Source organism: Streptomyces sp. 1222.5, assembly GCF_900105245.1.
GTDB lineage: Bacteria > Actinomycetota > Actinomycetes > Streptomycetales > Streptomycetaceae > Streptomyces > Streptomyces albidocamelliae.
On record NZ_FNSZ01000001.1, the window covers coordinates 2,183,923 to 2,200,149 of the forward strand.

Consider the following 16,227-nt stretch of genomic DNA (forward strand, 5'->3'; position numbering starts at 1 on the left):
GGCGGCCGAGCGAGATCGCGCCTGGTGCACGGCCGGGGCCCGGAGGGCGGCTAGCGGCCGGTGACCGCGCCTTCCAGGGTCAGCAGCCACACCTTGCGCTCGAGTCCGCCCGCGTATCCGGTCATCGCCCCGTTCGCGCCGATGACCCGGTGGCAAGGGCGCACGATCAGCAGGGGGTTGGCGCCGATCGCGCCGCCGACGGCGCGAACGGCCATGCGCTGGGCGCCGATACGGGCCGCGATCCCGCCGTAGGTCACCGTGGCTCCGTAGGGCACCTCGTCCAGCGCGGCCCACACCCGCTGCCGGAACTCGGTGCCGTCCGCGCGCAACGGCAGCCGGAACTCCTTGAGTTCCCCGGCGAAGTAGGCGGCGAGCTGGTCGCCTGCCGCGCGGAACGGTCCGGGGTCGTGCCGCCAGCCGTCCTGGACGGTCCGGCCGCCCTTCTGCCCGGGTACGGACAGCGAGGTGAGCGTGCCGTCCGGGTCGGCGGTGAGCAGCAGCGGCCCGACGGGGGCGTCCAGCCGGGTGTAGTACACGGTCGTCATCGGATCGGCTCTCCCGCCACGCGCAGATGCTGGACGGCGTACGACCGCCACGGCCGCCACCCGTCGGGTACGGCGGCCCCGGGCGGGACCACGTCCGGATCGCCGAGGGCCCGGACGCGGACGGTGGCGACGGTGGCCGGGTCCATGCCGGGCAGGGCGAGCAGCGCCCGCTGGGCGTCGTCCCGGTCGGCGCCCGGGTCCAGCCGCACCGTGCCGTCCGCGAGGGCGGCGGCGAGCGCGCCCAGCGGGCCGTGGGGCTCGGCCTCGGCGAGGACGGCCGGCTCCGGGAAGAGGTGGGTGAGGCTGCCGCAGGGCGCGTCGAGCGCCTTGCCGTACCGGAGCACCAGCCGCTCGGCCCCCTCCGGACCGGCGAGGGCGCGTACGGCGGGTTCCAGCGGGTCGGCGGCGCCGGGCGAGCGCAGCCCGGGCCGGGCGGCGACGAGGGGGGCGAGCCGGGGGTCGGCGCCGAGCCGCTCGTCGACGGCGTAGGGGTCGGCGTCGAGGTCGAACAGGCGCCGCAGCCGTTGCACCGCGCTGCCGAGGTCCCTGGGGTCGGTCAGGTGCAGCCGTGCCTCCAGCCAGCCGCCCGGATGCGTGCCGCCGGTCGTCCTCGGCGCCCTGGTGCGCTCCGCGACGGCGACGAGCGCGGTGCCGTACGGCAGGCGCAGGGTGCGCCGGTAGGTACGGCCGCCCTGGGTGCCGGACACCTCCTCGACGCCCGGTACGGCCTCCCGTGCCAGCTGGTCGAAGACGGCGGCGGCCTGGTACGGGCCCCGATACGCCAGCCGCAGCGGTATGCCGGCGCCGGGGGTGGCCCGGCGGTTCGCGCGGCCCCGGGGTGCGGCGGCGCGCACCTCGGTGGGTGTCGCGTCGTACACCTCGCGGATGGTGTCGTTGAACTGCCGCACGCTGGCGAATCCGGACGCGAACGCGATCTCGGTGACCTGGAGGTCGGTGGTCTGCAGGAGCACCCGCGCGGAGTGCGCCCGCTGGGCCCGGGCGAGCGCCACGGGCCCGGCGCCCAGCTCGGCGGTGAGCTGCCGCTGCACCTGCCGGGCGCTGTAGCCGAGGCGTGCGGCGAGTCCGGCGACGCCCTCGCGGTCCACGACGCCGTCGGCGATCAGCCGTACGGCCCGGCCGACGACGTCCGCGCGGACGTTCCACTCCGCCGAGCCCGGCACGGCGTCCGGCCGGCACCGGCGGCAGGCCCGGAAGCCGGAGCCCTGCGCCGCGGCGGCGGTCGGGAAGAAGCGGACGTTGTGCCGCTTGGGCGTCACCGCCGGACAGCTCGGCCGGCAGTAGATCCCGGTCGTCTCGACGGCGAAGAAGAACGCGCCGTCGAACCGCCCGTCCCGGCTGCGCACCGCCTCGTACCTGCTGTCCTCGTCCATCACGGCTCCAGTGTGGAACGGCGGGCCGGGGGCGGGCCAGCGGAATTCGGACATGGAGCTGCGGCGTGCCGCGGCCGCGCCGATCAGCGGCCCGGCCGTACGGCGACGAGGCCCCGGGGGGCGGCTACGCGTGGCGGCCCCGCTTGGCCTCCATCGCCGCCTTGCCCTCGGCCCCCCTCCGCTTCCAGTCCTTCTTGATCTCGGCCCGGAGCCGGGCGTCGGTCTTGGCCACGATCCACTGGTTCTCCCGCTTGAGCTTGCGGTAGCTCTCCAGCCGCCGGACCGGGAGCGCGCCGTTCTCGACGGCCGAGCGGACCGCGCAGCCCGGCTCGGTCTCGTGGGCGCAGTCGTGGAAGCGGCAGTCCGCGGCGAGTTCCTCGATCTCGGCGAAGACCTGGCCGACGCCGGTCTCCGCGTCGAAGAGGCCGACGCCGCGCAGCCCGGGGGTGTCGATGAGCACACCGCCGGAGGGCAGCGCGAGCAGGTTGCGGGTGGTGGTGGTGTGGCGGCCCTTGCCGTCGACGTCCCGCGCGGCCCGGACGTCCATGACGTCGTCGCCGACGAGGGCGTTGGCCAGGGTGGACTTGCCCGCGCCGGACTGCCCGAGCAGCACGGTCGTGCCGGAGCCGACGAGCGAGACGAGGATGTCGAGCCCCTCGCCGTACAGGGCGCTGACGGTGAGGACGGGCACGCCGGGCGCGCTCGTCTCGACGTCCTGGACCAGGTGGGCCAGGGTGGCCGGGTCCGGCACGAGGTCGGCCTTGGTGAGGACGACCACGGGCTGGGCGCCGGACTCCCAGGCGAGGGCGAGGAAGCGTTCGACGCGGCCGAGGTCGAGTTCGACGGCGAGGGACACCGCGATGACCGCGTGGTCGACGTTCGCGGCGAGGATCTGCCCCTCGGACCGCTTGGAGGAGGTGGAGCGCACGAAGGCGGTGCGGCGCGGCAGGTACGCGCGCACGTAGCGGGGGTGGCCGCCGGGTTCGACGGCGACCCAGTCACCGGTGCACACGACCCGCAGCGGGTCGTGCGGGGTGACGAAGGCGGTGTCGGCGCGGACGACTCCGTCCGCGGTGACGACGTCGCACTGACCGCGGTCGACTCGGACGACCCGGCCGGGCAGCAGCCCTTCGGCGGCGTGGGGGGTGAACGCGTCGGCCCAGGCGTCGTCCCAGCCGTAGGGAGTCAGAGCGGTGGACCGAGCAGAGGTGGAAGTCAAGGGTGACCCTTCACAAGGGTGGCCCGGCAGGCGCTTCGGCGCGGTCGTGTCAGCCGGTGGCCACGGAGGTGGACTTGATGAGTTCCTGGATGAGGGCAGCGCTCAGCACAGTGACAGCCATCGGTCGACACCTCCTTGATTCCACTCGTACGTCCGCACACCATCTCGGCGTGCGGGGCAACTGTAGCCCGGGGGCGGGCTCTTGCGTCAACGTATTTGTTCGCGCGCGCTCAGCCGGCCGTGCAGGGGGCCCCGTCGAGGGTGAAGTCGTACGGCGCCCGGTTGCCGTTGCGCAGGGACCCGATGAAGCCGAAGGAGAGGGTGCCGTGCGCGGCGACCACCTTGTTGTAGTCGGCGGCGCTGGCGGTGACGCGGGAGCCGTCCTGCCGGCCGGTGGCGTCCCACATCTGGCCCACCTGCTGGCCGTCGCGGAAGCTCCAGGCGACCTGCCAGCCGGTGAGGGCCCGGTCGGTGGTGACGCTGACGGTGGCCTGGAAGCCGTCGGGCCACTGGTCCGTCACGTCGTACGCGACCCGGCAGGCGGCCGCCTCGGGGGTGGCCGGGGCGGTGCTGCGCCGGGGGTGGTGCGTGGCGGAGGAGGCGCCCCGGGGTTCGGGGTCGGGCTTCTTCCGCTCGGGTGTCACGCTCGTGGTGGCGGCGGACGGCATGACGGTGGGCGTGGCGGTGCGGGGCGAGGCGTGGGTGGTGTGCGGGACGGCGCTGGGGACGTCGGGACCGACGACGGGCCGGCGGTTCTGGTGGGCGGCGACCGTCTCGTCGCCGGAACCGCCGAACGGCATCAGCGACACGCCGAGGGCCAGCGCGGACAGCAGCACGGCGGCCGCGAGCAGGCCGCGTCGCAGCACCCTGCCGCCGCCCGCCTCGTCCGCCGGGTCGCCGGCGTCGGGATCGGAGGCGGGGGCACCGAGGCGGACCTCGGCGGCGCGGCGGCGGCGTTCCAGGTAGGCGAGGCCGCCCCAGCCGACCACCCCGCCCGCCAGCGCGGCGGGCAGTCCGCCGCCGTGCAGCCGCAGACAGGCGGCGGCCTCCGCGCAGCGCACACAGGTGGCGAGGTGCCGGGACAGGTCCTCGGGGGCGTCGGCGGCGGCCGAGCGGGTGACCGCGTCGAGCAGCCGGGCGTAACTGCGGCACTCCGGGTCCAGTGGGGTGTCCAGGTGGGCGCGGTGGCAGCGGTCCCGGAACAGGGTGCGGACCTGGTCGAGTTCGTCCGCGACGGTGGCCGGGTCCAGGCCGAGCCGGCGGGCCACGGTGGGCAGGGGCAGCGCCTCCACCTCGGCCAGCCACAGCAGGGAGGCGTCGTGCTCCTGCATGTCCCGCAGGCCGCGCAGGGCCACGGGGCGCTGCAGCGGGGGCCCGGAGAAGCGGGCGGCGTTACCGGAGTTGAGCCACAGCCTGAGATCGGGGTCGAGTCTGTGCCCCTGGCCGCCGGCCTCCCAGCCGGCCGCGGTGTCGCGCACGGCGGTGAGCAGCGCCGGTATCGTCGGCAGCCGTCCGGTGCGGCGGCCCGCGCCGCGCACGTGGGTGCTCGCGGCGGCGCGGACCTCGCGCATGCCGAGCGCGAACGCCTCGTTCGCCAGTTGATGGGCCGTCAGGGACCCGGAGGTGCACAGGTCCGCGTAGGACAGCACCGCGTCCCAGCCCTCCGAGAACAGCGCGGCCTCGGTGGCGTCCTGGGGGGTCGGCAGGTCGGGCATCTGACTCCTGCATCCACGTGCGAGGGCAACTCACCAAGGGCGACAGGGAGTTGCACGGAACCTCGCGGCAGGGCACTGAGCCTTTCACGTCCTCGACACAACTGACAAGCGGCCTGTTCACATCCGGTCACCGACAGTGGCGGCCTGGGGGCGCCCCGCGCCGGTCCCGCGACTCCGGCCTCCTGTACGGATGCCGGAGGCGTCGCGTTCACCGCCGCCGGGCCGGCCGCGGAAGTCACACCTCCGCCGGTTCCTCCGCCGGTTCCCGGGCGGGCAGGCTGTCCATGAAGGAGCTGACGGAGAACACCGCGCGGCCGGGTCCGGGCGGGCCGTAGCCGGGGGGCGAGGACAGCCCGAAGTCGTCCATGGTGGCCCGGTAGGCCTCCAGCAGCCGGATGTGGTACTCCAGCGGCGCGCCCTGCGGGTTGGCCTTGCCGAGCGGCGTCGTGGGCTCGGGGCACCAGGTGGTGAAGCGGGGGGTGATGCCGTGCGACATGAAGAAGCGCAGCCCCTCGGTGGTGGAGGCGATCGCCTCGTCCACCGTGGTGAAGCCGAACGGCTCCGCCATCTCCACGCCCGCGACGAAGTTGGGGATGACGTTGCGCGCGCCGAAGACGTCCGCGGAGTCGAGGATCCGCCTGTGCCACTCGTCCCGGCCGACGTAGCGCTCCTTGCCCGGGCAGTACAGCTCGAACAGCCGCCGGTCCCACACCTCGAAGTTGGGGTGGTAGATCTGTACGCCGTAGTCCTTGAACCGCTGCACGTCCGGCTTCGGCAGCGCCTGCGCCACGACCTTGCCGATCCAGCGGCCCGGGAAGCGCTCCTCGATGGCCTTGGCGTAGTGGCCGTAGAAGTCGGCCTCGTCGCGGCCGGAGACCGTCTTGGTGATGGCTCCGCCGGTCAGGGTGTAGGCGGTGGACGCCTTCTGGGTGTCATACCGGTCGATGATCTCCAGCGCCTCCAGGACCTCCTCCACGTCCTTGACGCCGGTGTACGGCCGGCCGGCCGCCTTGTGCTGACGCCAGTTGTGGTTGATGTCGCAGTACTGGCACTCCTCCTTGGCGCCGAAGTACTGGCAGACCCGGAAGACGGTCAGGTAGATCAGGTACCCCCACTGGATGGTGGGGGCGACCTCCATCACGGACTTCCCGTTGGAGAGCGTGTGCCGGTAGTACTCCGGCATCGGCGGCACCCCCACGTCGGCGATGCGCCTGCCGTCGAGGTAGAGCCCGAGGAGCCCTTCGCCGTCGGCGGCGACCCGGTAGGGCGAGGCGGGATTCACCCGTACGGAGACGACCGTACGGCGCAGGTCGTACGGCCCGCCGGTGAGGATGATCTCCTCCGGGGGCCGGCGCAGCGCGGCCTCGCCCAGTTCGGGCAGGGTGCCGTGGTCGAAGGAGAAGATGAAGTACGACTTCGGCTTGACCTCGCCGCTCTCGTTGTCGCTGAGGGCGGACGGGTCGAAGGCGACGCCGCCGCGGAGCAGGTCCTCCTTGAAGACGGCTTCCCGTGGCACGTGGGGAAAGCGCTCCATCAGATCCTCGACCAGCGCGGTGCGGCTGCCCATCCGTATGTCTCCTCCCGGCTCAGGCGTTCGTCTCTCACCGTATGCCCCCGCCTCCCGGTCAGCCGTGCCGGGTCCCCGCACGTCGCGCGATGTGTTCCGGTACGGCGGTGCCCGGCGGCAGCGCCGGGTCGGGTTCCGGAGTGCCCCAGGCGCTGGTGAGCGGCAGGACCCCGGCCCACAGGCCGAGCGCCGCGTCGGGGCCGTCGCCGTCGTCGGGGGCACCGGTGCGGATCTTGACGGAGGCCTCGTGGAGGGAGACGGCGAGGAGGGTGGTGGCGGCCAGCTCCCTGCGGTCGGGGCGGCGGGCGTACGACCACTGGCCCGGTGCCGAGTGCTCGGTCAGCCGGCGCAGGCCCGCCAGTCTCTCCTCGGGGTCGGTCACCCTGCGGGCGGTGCCGTGGATCATGGCGCTGCGGTAGTTCACCCCGTGCTCGAAGACGGACCGGGCGAGGACCAGTCCGTCGACGTGCGTGACCGTCACGCACACCGGGGTGTCCGCGGCGAGGCTGCGGCTCGCCACCGAGCCGTGCAGGTACAGCCACCGTTCGTCCCGCCCGTAGACAGTGGGCACCACCACCGGCCGTCCGTCGACCACCACCCCCAGGTGGCAGACGAACCCCGCGTCGAGGATCGCCTCCAGATCCGCCCGCTCGTGACTGCCCTGCTCGCGCAGCCTGCGGTGACGGGTGCGGTCGGTGACGGGCAGCGCGCTGGGGAGCGGTTCGGGAGTCATCCCCGCACGCTACCGATATCGCGGCCGATCAGCCAGACAAATGACGAATAAGTCCGCCTGGAAGTCTTCGGGCAACGAAATCCGCAGCCTCGTCCTCGCGTGTGCATCAGGCCGTGCGGTCCAGCTCCGCGGGGTCGACGGCGTGCAGAAGGGCCGCGCCCGACGACAGCCGCTCGGCCTCCTCCACCACCGTGCGGCCGAGCCGGGCCACCTCGTTGCCCTGGGAGCCCGCCAGGTGCGGGGTGACGAAGGCGCCCGGCAGGTCGAACAGCGGGGAGTCGGCGGGCAGCGGCTCGGGGTCGGTGACGTCCAGGACGGCGCCGAGCCGTCCGGCGCGCAGCTCCCGGATCAGCGCGTCGTGGTCGACGAGTGCGCCGCGCGCGGTGTTGATCAGCACCGATCCGTCGGGCATCAGGGCGAGTTCCCGGGCTCCGATGAGGTGGCGGGTCTCGGGGGTGTGCGGCGCGTGCAGGGTGACGGTGTCGGAGGTGCGCAGCAACTCGTCCAGCGGCAGCAGCGGTACCCCGAGCCGCGCCGCCTGCGCCGCGCCGGCGTACGGGTCGGCGAGCGTGACCGTGAGGTCGTAGGGGCGGAGCAGCTCGATCAGGCGGCGGCCGATGCGGGAGGCCCCGACGACACCCACCCGGCGGCCGTGGTTGCCGAGGCCGGGGAGGATGCCGCCGGAGGGGAAGGCACGCCGGGCGCGCAGGCGGTCGCGGGAGCCCAACACATCCTTGCCGGCGAGCAGGATCATGGCGAGCGTGTACTCGGCCACGGGCAGGGCGTTGGCCGCGGCGGCCGAGGAGACGGCGATGCCGCGTCGCCACACCTCCGGGGTGGTGAATCCCTTGACCGAGCCGGCCGCGTGCAGCACCGCGCGCAGCCCGGGGGCGGCGTCCAGGGCCGCGGCGTCCAGGCGCGGACAGCCCCAGCCGGTGATCAGGACCTCGGTGCGCGCGAGGGCCTCCCGCACCCGCGGCTCGGTGAAGTCCTGGGCCACCAGGGCGGGATCGAGGTCCACGCAGGCGCGCAGCCGGGCGAGGAGGTCCGGCGGGAAGACGTGCTCCACGTTCTCCGCGGTCATGGCGAGCAGGGCCTGCGGACGCTCGGGCAAGGACGTGACCCTCCGGCTCGACGACGCGTGCGGGGCAACCGCTCTCCACCGTAGGCGGCGGCGAATGAGAGGGTCAACGGACACGCACTCTCCGGGAGGGATGTCGGGATGACGGACACGGTGACCAATTGGGCCCGCACCATCACGTACACCGCCGAGGCGTACCGGCGTCCGCACACGCTGGACGCACTGCGGGCCCTGGTCGCCGGGAGTGCGAGGGTGCGGGTGCTGGGCAGCGGCCACTCCTTCAACGGCATCGCCGACCCCGGCCCGCACGGCGTCCTGCTGTCGACCGCCGCCCTGCCTCCGGTGATCGAGGTCGACGCGGCCGCGCGCACGGTCCGGGTGGGCGGCGGGGTCCGGTACGGCGAACTGGCCCGCGCGGTCCACGCGTACGGTCTCGCGCTCCCCAACATGGCCTCCCTGCCGCACATCTCGGTGGCGGGTTCGGTGGCGACCGGCACCCACGGTTCGGGCGTCGGCAACGCGCCGCTGGCCTCGGCCGTCCGGGAGGTGGAGCTGGTCGTGGCGGACGGATCGCCGCTGACGATCACGCGCGGTGACACGCGGTTCGACGGCGTCGTGACCTCGCTCGGCGCGCTCGGCGTCGTCACCGCTCTCACGCTCGACCTGGAACCCGCGTACGAGGTCTCGCAGCACGTCTACACCGGACTCCCGCTGCGCGAGCTGGACTTCGCGGCGGTCGCGGCCGCCGGGCACAGCGTCAGCCTGTTCACGGACTGGCGTGCACCGTCCTTCGGGCAGGTGTGGGTCAAGCGGCGCACCGACCGGCCGGCGGTGGACTTCCCGTGGGCGCCGCCGGCGGCCGGGCCGGTGCATCCGGTGCCGGGCATGCCCGCGGCCAACTGCACGGAGCAGTTGGGGATTCCGGGTCCCTGGCACGAGCGGCTGCCGCACTTCCGGGCCGAGTTCACCCCGAGCAGCGGGGAGGAGATCCAGTCGGAGTACCTGCTGCCGCGACCCGCGGCCGTGGACGCGCTGGAGGCGGTCGCCGGGATCGGGGAGGCGGTCGCCGCCGTCCTGCGGATCTGCGAGGTGCGGACGGTCGCCGCCGACGCGCAGTGGCTCAGCCCCGCCCACGGCCGCGACTCGGTCGCACTGCACTTCACCTGGGTGCGCGACGCCCCCGCGGTCCTCCCGGTGGTGCGCCGCCTGGAGGAGGCGCTTGCCCCCTTCGACCCACGCCCGCACTGGGGGAAGGTGTACGAGATCCCGCCGGCCGACCTTCGCCGGCGATACGTCCGCCTGGCCGACTTCCGCGCCCTCGCCCGCTCACTGGACCCCGCCGGGAAGTTCACCAACGCGTTCGTGGGGGACCTTCTCGCGGAGTGACCCGGCCGCCACCCCGCACCCGCCACCCTCCTTCCCCCTGCTTCTGCGAACCCCTTTCCTAACCCCTTGTCGAAAGGCCGTGCCGGCCCCTAGCCTGGCGCCGCCGGAGCCGATGCCGCTGCGGTCCGGTCCGGTCCGCACTGGAGGAGCAGCCGCGTGAAGCGCACGTCACGTGACATTCGCACCGCGAACCGCTACGAGGTGCTGCGCCGGCTCATCGCCGCGTCGCCCACCAGCAGGCAGGAGCTGGCGGCCGCCACCGGTCTGAGCCTGGCCACCGTCGCCACCCTGGTCGGTGAGCTGCTGGACCTCGGCCTGGTCACCGAGGTCGGGTTCGAGGACTCCGCCGGGGGCAGGCCCAGGGGGCTGATCGCCGTCGACGCGTCGGGAGGCGCGCTGATCGGCGTCGACATCGCGGAGACGTACGTCCATGTCGAGCTGTTCGACCTGGCGTTGAACGTGCTCGCCCGCGCCGAGGAGCAGCTGCGGCCCGGCGAGAGCCGGCCGGAGCAGGTGGTCGGCCGGGTCGCCGCCGCGGTCGCCGCGGTGGTGGACCGGGCCGGAACCCGGGCGGCCCGGGTGCTGGGCGTCGGAGTGAGCGTGCCGGGCCAGGTGGACCGGGACACCGGCGTCGTCGAGTACGCGGCCAACTGGCAGTGGCACGGTGTGCCGTTGCTGGACCTGCTGGCCGAACTCCTCCCCTACCCCCTCCACTTGGACAATCCGCTGCGCGCCTGCACGGTGGCCGAACTCTGGTTCGGGGCCGCGCGCGGACGCGACGACGCCGTGGTGGTCAATCTCGGCACCGGGGTCGGCGCCGGGCTGGCGCTCGGCGGCGGACTGCACCGGGGCGTGAGCAACAGCGCCGGCGAGTGGGGGCACACCACGCTGGTGCTGGACGGACGGCCGTGCCACTGCGGCGGCCACGGCTGCGTGGAGACGTACGTCGGCGCCCCCGGCATCATGCAGCATCTGCGCGAACTCGACCCGCACTCACCCTTGTCGCACCCGGACGACCAGACGGCCACCATCGACGCGCTGGCCCGTGCGGCCGCCGAGGGGGACCCGGTCGCGCTCGCGGTCGTCCGGGAGACCGCCCGTTACCTCGGCGCCGGTATCTCCGACCTGGTCAACCTCCTCAACCCCGAGGTGGTCGTCCTCAGCAGCTGGGTCGCCTCCCGGCTGGGCGAGCCGCTGCTGGTCGAGGTCCGCCGGGCCGTCGCCCGGCACGCCCTGCGCCGGCCGCTGGCCGCCACCGAGATCGTCCTCTCGCCGATCCCCACCGACCCGGTGTCCCTCGGTGCGGCCACGTTCGCGCTGGAAGGGGCGCTGCGGTCGGTACGGCAGAGGAGCGGCGCCACCGGACGCACCGTCTTCGCGGGGAGCCGTACCGCACCGTCCTCATGACGGCTCCGGGCGTGACCCGGACCCGTCGACCACCGCCCCTTCTCTTCTCATGAGCTGAGCCAGGGAGACCGATGCCTTTCCGCCCGTACTCCGTCACCGACTACGTGGAGGACGTCTCCCCGGGCCACGGGGCGCTGCCTCCCCGGGCCCGGTACGCCTCCTCCGACGCCGCGTCCCTCTCACTGAACGGCACCTGGCGGTTCCGGCTGTCCGGTACGGCCGACGCCGAGGACGACTCCTTCGCCGCGACGGAGTACGACGCCGGTGCCTGGGCGGAGGTCCAGGTGCCGGGCCACTGGGTCCTCCAGGGCCACGGCTCCCCGATCTACACCAACCACCTCTACCCGTTCCCGGTCGATCCGCCGCGCGTCCCCACCGAGAACCCGACGGGCGACCACCGGCTCGTCTTCGACCTTCCGGCAGACTGGCCCGGCCCGTCCGCCGGCGGCGCCGTCCTGCGTTTCGACGGGGTCGAGTCCTGTGCCCGGGTCTGGCTGAACGGCACGGACCTCGGCGAGTTCAAGGGCTCCCGGCTGCCGCACGAGTTCGCGGTCGGCGACCTGCTCAGGGCCACCGGCAACGTGCTGGCCGTCCGTGTCCACCAGTGGTCGGCCGGCTCCTACCTGGAGGACCAGGACCAGTGGTGGCTGCCCGGCATCTTCCGTGACGTCACCCTGCTGCACCGCCCGGCGGGCAGCGCGCTGGACTTCTTCGTGCACGCGTCCTACGACCACCGCTCCGGGACCGGGACCCTGCGCGTGGACTCCGACGTGGACGGCCGGGTCACCGTCCCGGACCTCGGCATCGACATCGGGACCGGCGACGAGGCGACCGTACCGGTGGAACCGTGGTCGGCCGAGATCCCCAGGCTGTACGACGCCGTCCTCGCCACCGAGGGCGAGCGGGTGCCGCTGCGCGTCGGTTTCCGCACGGTGGAGCTGTCGGACGGTCTGATCCGGGTCAACGGACGGGCCGTGCTCTTCAAGGGCGTCAACCGGCACGAATGGCACCCCGAGCGGGGCCGTGCGCTGGACCTGGAGACCATGCGCGAGGACGTGCTGCTGATGAAGCGGCACAACGTCAACGCCGTCCGCACCTCCCACTACCCGCCGCACCCCGCCTTCCTCGACCTCTGCGACGAGTACGGCCTCTGGGTGATCGACGAATGCGACCTGGAGACGCACGGCTTCACCGAGCAGGGCTGGCGGGGCAACCCCGTCGACGACGACCGGTGGACCCCGGCGCTGCTCGACCGGGCGGCCCGAATGGTCGAGCGCGACAAGAACCATCCCTGCGTCGTCGTCTGGTCCCTCGGCAACGAGGCGGGCACCGGCCGGGGCCTGACCGCGATGGCCGACTGGATCCACCACCGCGATCCGTCCCGTCCCGTGCACTACGAGGGCGACATCGACTGCCGCGACACCGACATGTACTCGCGGATGTACGCCGACCACGCCGAGGTCGAGCGGATCGGCCGCGGCCTGGACGGCGGGCCCGCGAAACGCCGCGAACTGCCCTTCATCCTCTGCGAGTACGCGCACGCCATGGGCAACGGCCCCGGTGGACTCGCCGACTACCAGCGGCTGTTCGAGCGGTACGACCGGCTCCAGGGCGGGTTCGTCTGGGAGTGGATCGACCACGGCATCGCCCACCCCGAACTGGGCTACGCCTACGGGGGGGACTTCGGCGAGGAACTGCACGACGGCAACTTCGTCTGCGACGGACTGGTCTTCCCGGACCGGCGTCCCTCCCCCGGCCTCGTCGAGTACAAGAAGGTGATCGAACCGGTCGCCGTCGCCGATGACGGCGCGGACGGCACGGTCCGCATCACCAACAAGTACGACTTCGCCGACCTGTCGGCACTGGCGTTCACGTGGTCGTACCAGGTCGACGGGGAGACGGTGGGCTCCGGCGGCCTGCCGGTGCCCGCGCTGGCGCCCGGCGAGTCGGCCGACGTGAAACTGCCCCAGCCGCCGCCCGGGGCACCGGCCGGCGAGGCCCTCTGGACGGTCCGGGCGGTCCTCGCGGCCGACGCTCCCTGGGCACCGCGGGACCACGTGGTCGCCTGGGGCCAGCTCCGGGTGACGGAGCGCGGGGTGCCGTACGTCGCCGCGACCGCCCGCCCGGTGCCCGGCGACGGAGTGATCACCCTCGGCCCCGGCACCTTCGACGCCCGCACCGGAGCCCTGACGGCGATCGGCGGCGTGGCCGTCTCCACGCCGCGGCTGGACGTGTGGCGGGCCACCACCGACAACGACGACGGCGCCGCCTGGCAGAGCGACATCAGGTACGGCCCGCTGTGGCGCAAGCTCGGCCTGCACCGCATGCGGCACCGCCTGGACGAGGTACGGGCCGACGAGGACGCGCTGTCGGTCCGCATCCGGGTGGCGCCGGCGGCCCGTGAGCTGGGCCTGGCGACGGTGTACCGGTGGACGTCCGACGGCGAGCGGCTGCGCCTGACCGTGTCCGTCGGCCCGGAGGGCGACTGGCGGGTGCCGCTCCCCCGGCTCGGCGTCCGCTTCGGGCTGGCCGCCGCCGACCGTGTCCGGTGGTTCGGCGGCGGCCCCGGCGAGGCGTACCCGGACACCCGTTCGGCGTCCGCGATCGGCCGGTGGCGGTCGACCGTGGACGACCTGCAGACCCCCTACGTCCGCCCGCAGGAGAACGGCGCCCGCGTCGACGTGCGCTGGGTGGAGCTGGGCGGGCTGCGCATCGAGGGCGACCCGGAGTTCCTCCTCACCGTCCGCCGCTGGACGACCGAGCGACTGGACTCCGCCACTCACCGCACCGACCTGACACCGGGCGACCAGGTCTGGGTCAACCTGGACCACGCCCACCACGGCATCGGCTCGCAGTCCTGCGGCCCCGGCCCCCTGCCCCAGTACCACCTGCACGCGGAACCGACGGAGTTCTCCTTCGTCTTCAGCCCGGCCCCCGACACCGCCTGACTCCACCCGCACCCGCGCCACCCGAGGCCGCCCGGCTCCACGCCGGGCGGCCGCTCGCCTTGCGTTCCTGGCCTCTCCAGGCACTAACCTAGGGGTCCTAGGAAACGGGACCGGCGAAAGGGGGTCTCCATGGCCCGTGCGGGGCTCAGCGGGGAGCGGGTGGTCGTGGCGGCGGCCGAGCTGGCCGACGAGGTGGGGTTCGAGCGGGTCACCCTGTCGGCGCTGGCCCGCCGGTTCGGGGTGAGGGACGCCAGCCTGTACTCGCACGTCCGGGGCATGGAGGACCTGCGCGCCCGGCTCGCGCTGCACGCGGGCGGCGAGTTGATCGACCGGATCGCGGTGGCCGTGGCCGGACGGGCGGGCAAGGAGGCGCTGGCCGCCTTCGCCGGCGCCTACCGCGCCTACGCCCTGCGGCACCCGGGCCGGTACGCCGCCACCCAGATCCGCGTCGACCAGTCCCTGGTCGCCGGCACCCCGGCCCTGCGCCGCACCGCCGAGATCACCTACGGCATGCTGCGCGGCTACGGGCTCGAAGAACCCGATCTGACCGACGCGGTGCGCCTGCTGCGCAGCACCTTCCACGGCTACTGCGCCCTGGAGTCCACCGGCGGCTTCGGCGCGGACCGTGACGTCCAGGCCTCCTGGGACAAGGCGGTCGACGCACTGCACCTGGCGCTCGAACACTGGCCGCGCGAGACCGGCCCCGGCCGGAAGAAGGCGGAAGACCGATGACCGAACCCCTTCCCGACGCCTACGACGTCCGGGGCAGCGGTCCCGTACTGCTGCTCGTGCCCGGCGGCGCCGGACACCCCATGGGGCTCGGTCCGCTGACCGAACGCCTGTCCGCGCGCTTCACCGTGGTGACGTACGACCCGCTCGGCCTCGCCCACGGCAGACTGGGCCTCCCGGTCGCCGACCAGCGGGTGGCGGACTGGAGCGAGGGAGCGCACCGGGTGCTGGAGACCGTGCTTCCGGCAGGCGGGTCCGCGTACGTGTGCGGCACCAGCTCCGGCGGCATCGCGGCCCTGGACCTCCTCGCCCGGCACCCGCACCGGCTGGCCCACGTGGTCGCGCACGAACCGCCCTGCGTCACCCTGCTGCCCGACGGGGCCGAGCGGCGCGCGGAGCTCGTCGGACAGCTGGACGGCCCCGGACGGCCGCCCGCCGAGGGCGAGTCGGCGACCCCGATGGGCGTGTTCCTCGCTCATGTCCTGCGCCCGTTCACCGCCCACGCGCCCGCCTTCACCGCTCCGCCGGGCCGGCTCACCGTGGCCGCCGGCACGACCTCACGCGGTCAGCTCCTGCACCGCACAGCAGAGTCCGCCGCCGGCCGGCTGGGCGGCGCCTTCGCGGAGTTCCCGGGCGGCCATCTCGGCATGCTCGATCACCCGCTGGAGTTCGCCGACCGGCTCGCCGACACGTTCCTCTCCAGCGCGCGGACGTCCGCGTAGGAGGGGGTCGGACCGGCCGGGGCACGCCCCGCGGCGATGTCGGCCACCGCGTCCAGCGCCGCGCCGAGCGCGCGCCGGTACAGCAGCGAGCCGAGGCTGACGCGGCGCACACCGAGGCCGGCGAGCCGGGGGACGGCGGGCCCGGTCGGCGAGTAGAGGATGTTGAGGGGTGCTTCGAGATGCCGGACGAGGGACGCGATCCCCCGCGGATCGGTCAGCCCCGGTACGAACACCCCGTCCGCACCCGCCTCCTGATACGCGTCGAGCCGCCGCAGGGTGTCCCGCGCGTCCCCGTCCCCCGACCAGTGGGTGTCGGTGCGGGCGTTGACGAACAGCTCCGGTACGGCCGCCTTCACCGCGGCGATCTTCGCGGCGTGCCGGCCGCTCGGCCCGAGACCGTCCTCCAGGTTGATCCCGGCCACCCCGGCGGCCCACAGTTCCCGGGCCAGCTCGGCCACTTCGTCCGGGTCGTCGCCGAAGCCGTTCTCGGCGTCGACCGAGAGCGGGTACGGCTCCGGACCGAGGGTCCGGGCGAGGCGCAGGGTGTGCTCGCGGGTCGCCGCCGCCCCGTCCGGCAGGCCGACGGCCGCCGCGACGGCCAGGCTCGTCGTGCCGATGGCGGGGAAGCCCCGGGCGGCGAGGGCGGCGGCCGAGGCGTGGTCCCACGCGTTGGGCAGCAGCAGCGGCTCACCAGGCCGGTGGTGCAGTGCCGCGAAGGACGTCGTGGTGGGTTCTGCGGTCATACGGCCACGCTAGGCGCCGGACGTTTCGGTCGCGGCCGAAG

General features: G+C 74.1%; 13 protein-coding genes. 5 read left to right on the plus strand and 8 right to left on the minus strand.

What is annotated here, in order from left to right:
• Window positions 1–50 precede the first annotated feature (50 nt).
• From BLW57_RS09830 to BLW57_RS09860, 7 genes are all read right to left on the minus strand, one after another.
• The gene (locus tag BLW57_RS09830; RefSeq protein ID WP_093473758.1) at window positions 51–545 is read right to left on the minus strand and encodes a methylated-DNA--[protein]-cysteine S-methyltransferase; all 495 of its coding nucleotides are present in this window, start codon (window positions 543–545) and stop codon (window positions 51–53) included.
• Window positions 542–1,936, minus strand: a complete 1,395-nt coding sequence (locus BLW57_RS09835; protein WP_093473760.1) for a DNA-3-methyladenine glycosylase 2 family protein — start codon at window positions 1,934–1,936, stop codon at window positions 542–544. Before BLW57_RS09835 ends, BLW57_RS09830 begins: the two co-directional genes overlap by 4 nt.
• A gap of 124 nt (window positions 1,937–2,060) precedes the next feature.
• A complete protein-coding gene (rsgA, locus tag BLW57_RS09840) occupies window positions 2,061–3,155 on the minus strand; it encodes a ribosome small subunit-dependent GTPase A (protein ID WP_093473761.1) in 1,095 nt (364 codons plus the stop codon).
• Window positions 3,156–3,385: 230 nt separating this feature from the next.
• Window positions 3,386–4,870, minus strand: coding sequence for a cellulose-binding domain-containing protein (locus BLW57_RS09845; RefSeq protein WP_093473762.1), 1,485 nt, complete (start codon window positions 4,868–4,870; stop codon window positions 3,386–3,388).
• Window positions 4,871–5,105: 235 nt separating this feature from the next.
• Complete coding sequence (locus BLW57_RS09850; RefSeq protein WP_093473764.1) at window positions 5,106–6,437, minus strand: radical SAM protein; 1,332 nt, start codon at window positions 6,435–6,437, stop codon at window positions 5,106–5,108.
• Window positions 6,438–6,495: 58 nt separating this feature from the next.
• Window positions 6,496–7,170, minus strand: a complete 675-nt coding sequence (locus BLW57_RS09855) for a pyridoxamine 5'-phosphate oxidase family protein (protein WP_093473765.1) — start codon at window positions 7,168–7,170, stop codon at window positions 6,496–6,498.
• Window positions 7,171–7,276: 106 nt separating this feature from the next.
• Window positions 7,277–8,284: a hydroxyacid dehydrogenase gene (locus tag BLW57_RS09860; protein WP_093473767.1), complete on the minus strand. Its 1,008-nt coding sequence runs from the start codon at window positions 8,282–8,284 to the stop codon at window positions 7,277–7,279.
• A gap of 108 nt (window positions 8,285–8,392) precedes the next feature.
• Between BLW57_RS09860 and BLW57_RS09865 the strand changes: the two genes are divergently transcribed.
• From BLW57_RS09865 to BLW57_RS09885, 5 genes are all read left to right on the plus strand, one after another.
• On the plus strand, window positions 8,393–9,637 hold the full coding sequence (locus tag BLW57_RS09865) for an FAD-binding protein (protein ID WP_093473768.1): 1,245 nt from the start codon (window positions 8,393–8,395) through the stop codon (window positions 9,635–9,637).
• Window positions 9,638–9,793: 156 nt separating this feature from the next.
• Window positions 9,794–11,044 carry an ROK family transcriptional regulator gene (locus tag BLW57_RS09870; protein ID WP_093473770.1) on the plus strand — a complete coding sequence of 417 codons (1,251 nt, stop codon included), beginning with the start codon at window positions 9,794–9,796 and terminating at the stop codon, window positions 11,042–11,044.
• A 71-nt stretch (window positions 11,045–11,115) separates the two neighbouring features.
• Window positions 11,116–13,992: a glycoside hydrolase family 2 TIM barrel-domain containing protein gene (locus BLW57_RS09875; protein WP_093473772.1), complete on the plus strand. Its 2,877-nt coding sequence runs from the start codon at window positions 11,116–11,118 to the stop codon at window positions 13,990–13,992.
• 129 nt (window positions 13,993–14,121) lie between these two features.
• Complete coding sequence (locus tag BLW57_RS09880) at window positions 14,122–14,724, plus strand: TetR/AcrR family transcriptional regulator (RefSeq protein ID WP_093473774.1); 603 nt, start codon at window positions 14,122–14,124, stop codon at window positions 14,722–14,724.
• Window positions 14,721–15,443, plus strand: a complete 723-nt coding sequence (locus tag BLW57_RS09885) for an alpha/beta fold hydrolase (protein ID WP_093473775.1) — start codon at window positions 14,721–14,723, stop codon at window positions 15,441–15,443. The genes BLW57_RS09880 and BLW57_RS09885 overlap by 4 nt, the downstream gene beginning before the upstream one ends.
• On the opposite strand, the gene BLW57_RS09890 is transcribed toward BLW57_RS09885, so the two are convergent.
• Window positions 15,377–16,186, minus strand: a complete 810-nt coding sequence (locus tag BLW57_RS09890; RefSeq protein ID WP_093473777.1) for an isocitrate lyase/PEP mutase family protein — start codon at window positions 16,184–16,186, stop codon at window positions 15,377–15,379. The genes BLW57_RS09885 and BLW57_RS09890 overlap by 67 nt on opposite strands.
• Window positions 16,187–16,227: the final 41 nt, after the last annotated feature.

What these genes read in the sequence shown, in the direction of transcription:
- BLW57_RS09830 (WP_093473758.1), bottom strand. Translation starts at nt 545, where the DNA reads ATGACGACCGTGTACTACACCCGGCTGGACGCCCCCGTCGGGCCGCTG.
- BLW57_RS09835 (WP_093473760.1), bottom strand. Translation starts at nt 1,936, where the DNA reads ATGGACGAGGACAGCAGGTACGAGGCGGTGCGCAGCCGGGACGGGCGG.
- BLW57_RS09845 (WP_093473762.1), bottom strand. Translation starts at nt 4,870, where the DNA reads ATGCCCGACCTGCCGACCCCCCAGGACGCCACCGAGGCCGCGCTGTTC.
- BLW57_RS09850 (WP_093473764.1), bottom strand. Translation starts at nt 6,437, where the DNA reads ATGGGCAGCCGCACCGCGCTGGTCGAGGATCTGATGGAGCGCTTTCCC.
- BLW57_RS09855 (WP_093473765.1), bottom strand. Translation starts at nt 7,170, where the DNA reads ATGACTCCCGAACCGCTCCCCAGCGCGCTGCCCGTCACCGACCGCACC.
- BLW57_RS09865 (WP_093473768.1), top strand. Translation starts at nt 8,393, where the DNA reads ATGACGGACACGGTGACCAATTGGGCCCGCACCATCACGTACACCGCC.
- BLW57_RS09875 (WP_093473772.1), top strand. Translation starts at nt 11,116, where the DNA reads ATGCCTTTCCGCCCGTACTCCGTCACCGACTACGTGGAGGACGTCTCC.
- BLW57_RS09880 (WP_093473774.1), top strand. Translation starts at nt 14,122, where the DNA reads ATGGCCCGTGCGGGGCTCAGCGGGGAGCGGGTGGTCGTGGCGGCGGCC.
- BLW57_RS09885 (WP_093473775.1), top strand. Translation starts at nt 14,721, where the DNA reads ATGACCGAACCCCTTCCCGACGCCTACGACGTCCGGGGCAGCGGTCCC.
- BLW57_RS09890 (WP_093473777.1), bottom strand. Translation starts at nt 16,186, where the DNA reads ATGACCGCAGAACCCACCACGACGTCCTTCGCGGCACTGCACCACCGG.